Origin of the sequence: uncultured Traorella sp., assembly GCF_944327115.1 — a bacterium.
In the GTDB taxonomy this organism is placed as follows: domain Bacteria; phylum Bacillota_I; class Bacilli_A; order Erysipelotrichales; family Erysipelotrichaceae; genus Traorella.
Map to the genome: position 1 here is coordinate 1 of NZ_CALVGS010000051.1, position 2,916 is coordinate 2,916.

Annotated in this window: 5 protein-coding genes; all 5 read left to right on the forward strand. The window is 33.8% G+C overall.

The window, feature by feature from the left end; all coding sequences use genetic code 11:
• On the forward strand, positions 1 to 389 hold a 389-nt coding region (locus Q0K35_RS04910; RefSeq protein WP_294561556.1), incomplete at its 5' end, for a hypothetical protein.
• Positions 390 to 478: 89 nt separating this feature from the next.
• Positions 479 to 772: a hypothetical protein gene (locus Q0K35_RS04915; RefSeq protein WP_294561557.1), complete on the forward strand. Its 294-nt coding sequence runs from the start codon at positions 479 to 481 to the stop codon at positions 770 to 772.
• Positions 773 to 1,049: 277 nt separating this feature from the next.
• Positions 1,050 to 1,697: a helix-turn-helix transcriptional regulator gene (locus tag Q0K35_RS04920; RefSeq protein WP_294561558.1), complete on the forward strand. Its 648-nt coding sequence runs from the start codon at positions 1,050 to 1,052 to the stop codon at positions 1,695 to 1,697.
• 36 nt (positions 1,698 to 1,733) lie between these two features.
• Positions 1,734 to 2,333 (forward strand): O-methyltransferase, encoded by a 600-nt coding sequence (locus Q0K35_RS04925; protein WP_294561559.1) that lies wholly within the window; start codon positions 1,734 to 1,736, stop codon positions 2,331 to 2,333.
• A 20-nt stretch (positions 2,334 to 2,353) separates the two neighbouring features.
• Positions 2,354 to 2,905 carry a ribonuclease E inhibitor RraB gene (locus tag Q0K35_RS04930; protein ID WP_294561560.1) on the forward strand — a complete coding sequence of 184 codons (552 nt, stop codon included), beginning with the start codon at positions 2,354 to 2,356 and terminating at the stop codon, positions 2,903 to 2,905.
• Positions 2,906 to 2,916 lie beyond the last annotated feature (11 nt).

Here is a 2,916-nt window from a genome sequence, read left to right on the forward strand (position 1 = left end):
TGAAAAAAAGACAAGGTGTTTTATTTCAAAAAAGAAAGAGAAAAAGAAGAATTATATTCAGTACTGTCTTAATTGGGATTTTGTTGCTTATTTCTTTTATGAAATTAGAATCTGACCGAGAAAGACATAAACGAAATGGTACCTATGTTTCATCTGAAGATTCCTATTATAAAGTTGTTGTAGAAGATAATGATATTACGGTTTATAAACAAGATGAATTATATTTAAAAGGAAGTTATCAAAAACAATCTAATAAGTATATGATTCTTGATGAAAATGATACAGCATATCAGGATTATTATTTTAAATATACAGGTGAAACGATGATGCTTTATGTCAGAGAGAATGATATATATATGATGGTTTATATCCTTAATAAGAAAAAGTGAATCAGATATTTTTCTTATGATATAATACATTCATGGATAAGCTAATTGAAGAAATGGAATAATATGCACTTGAATAGGGTATTCCTATCATGCAGAAAGAAGGCCTTGTTTTCTCTTTTCTTGCTGTATCTCGGCATATTATGAGGCTGTTCCACTTGCCGGTAACTTTTTTTCATCCTAGACCGGGGAAAGGCAGTGATAAAAAGATTCGTTTTGCTGGAAAAAGAAGCGTGGCAGTGGTTACAGAAATATCTCTGTACATGATTTTCATCATGTCCATTCTTTTTGAAATGAATGGAACCGCAGACAGGACAGCACATATTTTCATTGACGAACGTTATTTTATCGCTAAGCAGAAGAGGTTGAAGATATTCGATCATTGACTTGACCTCATTTTTATTCAATTTGAAAGCGAATTGTTGGATTTCATTTTATGTACTCATATAGTTACCTCTTTCTTGATATCTATATAATGAAACAAATTCAACATCGTTTATGTTAAAAAAAAAGCGAAATAAAATTAGTTTTTGAATATAACTAAAGAAGAGAAGTCGTAATGGCTTCTTTTTCTTATGATGTAACACAGATGTGACAAAAATAAACATAAAGGAGATGGCTTTCTGATATAAAATAGGTAAAATAAAGTTAGGAGGACCACTTATGAATATTGGAAATAATATTAAAAAGCTCAGAAATGCAAATCATTATTCACAAGAAGAGCTTGCGCAAAAATGTAATGTATCGAGACAGACAATATCAAGATGGGAAAGTAATGAGGTTTTGCCGGATACAAATAATTTGATCATTCTAGCGAAATTGTTTAATGTTACCTTGGATGAAATCGTATTTGGCGTAACAGAACAGAAAAAGAGTGAGAATAAGAGTATCATAGGAAAGGCTTGTATCATGATATTGCTGGCAGCTTCTCTTGTTTTAAATATCATTCTTTTTGTCCAAAGACATGAAGGAACAAATGATCCGTCATTAAATCTGTTGCAGGGTGAATATATCTATCAGCCTGAGGATCAGAATTATCATTTCATCTTAAATGTTCATGATAATAATATCGACTTTGATGTTTATTTACATGACAGGTGGTCAGAAGCATGGTCATGGAAAGGCAGCATTGACAAGAAATTAAATATACAAGACCTCTATGTATATGAAGTAGAATTGAAGGATGACAGTCATAGTATGGACAATGCAACAATAACTATGACCTATGATGCTGACAAAGATGAAATCAAATGTAGTTTTCCGGAACAATTAAGTTTAGGTATTCGAGTCTTCACAATGATTAGAAAATAAATGTACCTCTTCATCTGAGTATGATATAATACATTCATGGATAAACTAATTGAAGAAATGGAACGTTATGCTCGTGAATATGATATCCCCATCATGCAGAAGGAAGGCCTTGTTTTCTTTCAAAAACTGATCGTTGAGAATCATATCAAAACTATCTTAGAAATTGGCAGTGCCATTGGTTATAGTGCCATTCAGCTGGCCCGTCTTGATCCTGATATGCATATCGTCACGATCGAAAGAGATGATGAGCGATATGCGAAAGCAGTAGAAAATATTGAAAGAAGTGGTTTAACGGATCAAATTGAACTGATTCATGGTGATGCATTGGAAATTGATATTGATGGAAATTTTGATTGTATTTTTATTGATGCAGCGAAGGCCCAGTATATTCGTTTTTTTGAAAAATATGAAACGTTGTTGAAGGAGGATGGGATAATCGTCAGCGATAATCTTTCTTTTCATGGTTATGTCGAACATCCGGAAAGAAAGATGTCACGCAGCTTACGAGGTCTTGTAAGAAAGATAAAAAACTATATCGTTTATCTTGAAAATCATGAGAAATATGACACTTTGTTCATAAATGAAGGTGATGGGCTCGCAATTAGTAGAAAAAAGAAAACAAACATGGTAGAATAGGGAAAAGGAATGGTGATATTATGAAAAAAACATTGACAGCTATCGTAGTATTAGGTGCAATTGCGGGTGCAGTTGCCTATAAATTGAAAAAAGAAAACGAAGAAAAAAAATATCTGGATCATGAACTGGATATGCTTGCAGGCGAAGATGAAGCTGAGGATGAGGAAGAAGGAAATGTTGAATGCGGCTGTGATGTCGAAGAAGATGCTCAGCCTCAAACCAATGAGAATCCGATGACTGATGAGATCAATCAGGAGCTGAAAGCCCAGTTGGAACAGAAGAGCGATTCGGTCATTTCTCAATTAGCTGAGGAAGATGATCATTTAGAAGAAGAACGGCCGATCCAGCATTTTGTTGATTTTACGAATGAAGAGGATATGGAAGCATTTAAGAATGCTGTCATTGAAAAGGGTTATGTCGTGACACGTGGTGAGAATCCTTTGCAGATAAGCGTGATGCATATTGCACCGATCAGCCGCAGTGAATTATTGGTGAATGTTTATTATCTTGCAAATCAGGCTATTAAGCATCATGGTACTTATCAAGGCTGGCAGTCAAGGAAAGTATTATAAAGAGTTTGAAA

Bases quoted from the DNA above. Each gene is read 5' to 3' on its own strand.
- Q0K35_RS04915 (WP_294561557.1), top strand. From the start codon at position 479: ATGCAGAAAGAAGGCCTTGTTTTCTCTTTTCTTGCTGTATCTCGGCAT.
- Q0K35_RS04920 (WP_294561558.1), top strand. From the start codon at position 1,050: ATGAATATTGGAAATAATATTAAAAAGCTCAGAAATGCAAATCATTAT.
- Q0K35_RS04925 (WP_294561559.1), top strand. From the start codon at position 1,734: ATGGATAAACTAATTGAAGAAATGGAACGTTATGCTCGTGAATATGAT.
- Q0K35_RS04930 (WP_294561560.1), top strand. From the start codon at position 2,354: ATGAAAAAAACATTGACAGCTATCGTAGTATTAGGTGCAATTGCGGGT.